Here is a 3,200-nt window from a genome sequence, read left to right as displayed (position 1 = left end):
TCAGCCGATATGATCGAAGCCTATAGCCGTTTAGGGGTGGCTGTCTCCAATGCCGATGGCTCCCTCAGAAATGGTGAAGACGTCTATTGGGAGACCATCGACGCTCTTGGCAAAATGGAAGAAGGCGCTGAGCGGGATGCCCTGGCGATGAAGATCTTTGGGAAATCAGCCCAAGAATTAAATCCCCTGATAGCTCAGGGTTCAGCTGGGATTGCGGAACTTACCGAAGAGGCTAAACGGATGGGGGCGGTGCTGAGTGATGAAACCCTGGCCCAGCTGGGGAAATTTGATGATAGTGTTCAGCGCTTAAAATCCGGCAGTGATGCAGCAAAAAATGCTCTTGGTACGGTATTACTGCCCCAGCTTCAGATCCTGGCCGATGAGGGCGTTTCTCTACTTGGGGATTTTACCAAAGGCCTTCAAGATGCTGGCGGCGACTTTACCAAAATATCCCAGGTCATTGGCAGTACCGTCGGTGGGATTGCCGATATGGTTTTAAGTAACATGCCAGCAGTAGTTCAGGTCGGGATGGATATTGTTGGTGCGGTGGGCAGTTCGCTGCTTAACAATCTGCCGATGCTGATTGATACCGCCAACCAATTGATCTTCACCCTTCTGGAAGGGTTAATCTCAGCTCTGCCCCAACTAACCGATGGTGCCCTGCAGCTGGTGCTGGCTTTGACCCAGGGGATTCTGGATAATCTTCCGGCAATATTAGAAAGCGCCATGGTAATGGTGGCTACCTTGATTACCGGAATTGCTGAGGCATTGCCTGAGTTGGTACCAAAGATCGTCGAGTGTGTCATCTTGATGGCTCAAACCCTGATGGATAATGCAGGACTCTTAATTGAAGCGGCGCTCGCCTTGATCACAGGATTAGCTCAAGGACTGATCAACGCCTTACCCATTTTGATTGAAGCCCTGCCGCAATTGATCAATTCGTTTATCAACTACTTTGTCAATAACCTGCCCTTAATCATTGAAACTGGGATCAACTTAATCATATCCCTGGTCACCGGACTGATTGCGGCCATTCCCACACTGATTGCTGCGCTTCCTGAAATTATTATCGCTCTCGTGAGTGGTCTGGGACAGGCAGCTGAGGCGATTTATGATGTGGGGATCAACATCGTCAAAGGCTTATGGGACGGGATCATGTCCATGGGACAGTGGCTTTCAGATAAGGTCACCGGTTTCTTTGGTGGCGTTACGGACGGTGTCAGAAACCTCTTAGGGATGCACTCACCATCAACAGTGTATGCGGATATTGGAGAAAACATGGGTGCTGGCGTTGGGGTTGGTTTTGTTAGAAAAATGGCGACGGTCACCCGGGATATGCTCGGTGCGATTCCCACCACCCTGGATGTGAGTACCCAATCAAACGGGTTAACCGGGAGAACTTCAGCTGGAAACAGCTCAAATGGTATGCTGGATGGTGGCAATACCGCACCGATTTATATCTACACCACTGTCGAGCTGGATAAAAAGGCAGTGGGCCATTCCATTACTCCGATTGTTTCTCGGGATCTGGCCTTTAGTCTGAGAGGAGGTAAAATCTGATGGCAGTTTGTGACATTACCAATGCTTCCGGTGTAGTTTTACTATCAACCTTCAATGCGACCTATGCCAACAGCCTTTATACGCCGGGAGATTATGATCCTTCCTATTTTTGGCCGGAAAATGCCAAAAAGCCGATTTATTTTAAAACCAAAGAACGGTTCAGCAAGCTGGCATTGGAATGCTATTTTAAAAACGGTAAGCTCTCCGATATCGAAGCATTAAAACAAGCCTTGAAAAAATGCGTAGTGACTCTCAACAACCGCTTTATCGAAGGCCAAAGCTTTGACTGTATGCTGGTGAGTACCCAGATCAATCAAATCTCAAGCCGCCATTATAGTGCTGTATTTGTTTTTAACTGTGTGATCCTAACCGCTGGGTAGAAAAAGGTGAAATGATGATATTAAGCTTACTGGGCCAAAACAAAGCACTTATTGGTGAACTGGATCAGCTGGATAATTGCTATATCACGGAACTGTTGGAAACCGGCGAAGATACCTTATCCTTTGAAATCTACGTCAAGCATCCCCTGTATAAAGATCTGATCGAAGAAAACCTGATTTTGACCGATGACAACCGCTACGTCATTAAGAGTATTGATGAACGTGGCCAAACCACCATCATCGGTTGTGTTTTAGATTTATCCGACTTTATGGTGGCGGGTTATCATCAGCTTCTATTAGAAGATATCACACTGACTGGACTTTTGACCCAGCAACTTTCGGGAACAGGCTGGAACTTCACTGGTGCTGAAAGTATCACATCGACAAAAACAGTCTCCCTGAAATCCGGAAATACCCTGGATCTGCTGCGACTGGCTGAAAAAACCTATGGGGTGATTTTTCGCTATGATTGCATCGGAAAGATTATCCGCGTCACCACCACCCAAGGTTACACCAACAAAGGCGTTCATTTTTCCGATGAACTCAACATCAAAGAATGCGAACTCCGGGGTGATAGCTTTGATCTGGTTACCCGGTTGTATGCCTTTGGTAAAGACGGGCTTTCTTTTGCTGAGATCAACGGCGGCAAGGTCTATGTCGAAAATTTTGAGTACACCAGCAAGGTGATCACTCAGGTCTGGGTCGATGAACGCTATCAGCTAAAAGAAGAACTCCTGGCGGCAGCTCAGAAAAAAGTGGCTGGGTTATCCATCCCCAATCGGGTCTATACTGCATCGGTGGTTGATCTGGCCAGCCTGTTGCCGGATGACTATGGAAACCTGGCCATTGCCATTGGCGATAAGGTCACGCTGATTGACCGTATCCGTGGCCTTGAAGTGGAGCATCAGATTGTCAAACTGGTCAGCTATCCCGATACGCCAGAAAAGAACATCGCAGAGTTGGGTCGGGTCTCTACCGATTTTGAATCCACCATTACCAAACTTAAAACCGAGGATATCAAAGAAGCAATCGATAAAAATGTCCCGCCAGCGGTCAATGACTACATGAATGAATACTTCGGTGGTCAAAAATGGATCTGTGTTGAAGAATATCCTGCGGTGATGGATCAAGGCACCCTGTACTTAAAATACGTTTCCGGATAAATGAGGTAAGCGATGGGAATTAAATTTAACGGCCGTGAGATTGAAAGCCTCAAAGCAAATGGACTGACGATTATCGAAGCAGTGATAAATGGCCGAG

General features: G+C 47.2%; 2 protein-coding genes and 1 pseudogene. All 3 read left to right on the top strand.

Annotation, left to right across the window (positions count from 1 at the left end; translation table 11 throughout):
* Nucleotides 1–1,560: pseudogene (locus QZ998_RS07305) on the top strand (phage tail protein); the annotation flags it as partial.
* Entirely contained in the window at nucleotides 1,560–1,940 is a 381-nt protein-coding gene (locus QZ998_RS07300) for a hypothetical protein (protein ID WP_296559299.1), read from the top strand. The pseudogene QZ998_RS07305 and the gene QZ998_RS07300, both read left to right, overlap by 1 nt.
* Before the next feature lie 14 nt (nucleotides 1,941–1,954).
* Nucleotides 1,955–3,103, top strand: coding sequence for a phage tail spike protein (locus QZ998_RS07295; protein WP_296559298.1), 1,149 nt, complete (start codon nucleotides 1,955–1,957; stop codon nucleotides 3,101–3,103).
* Nucleotides 3,104–3,200: the final 97 nt, after the last annotated feature.

This window comes from uncultured Acetobacterium sp., from assembly GCF_927416815.1.
GTDB lineage: Bacteria > Bacillota > Clostridia > Eubacteriales > Eubacteriaceae > Acetobacterium.
This window is presented reverse-complemented; position numbering and strand designations above follow the sequence as displayed.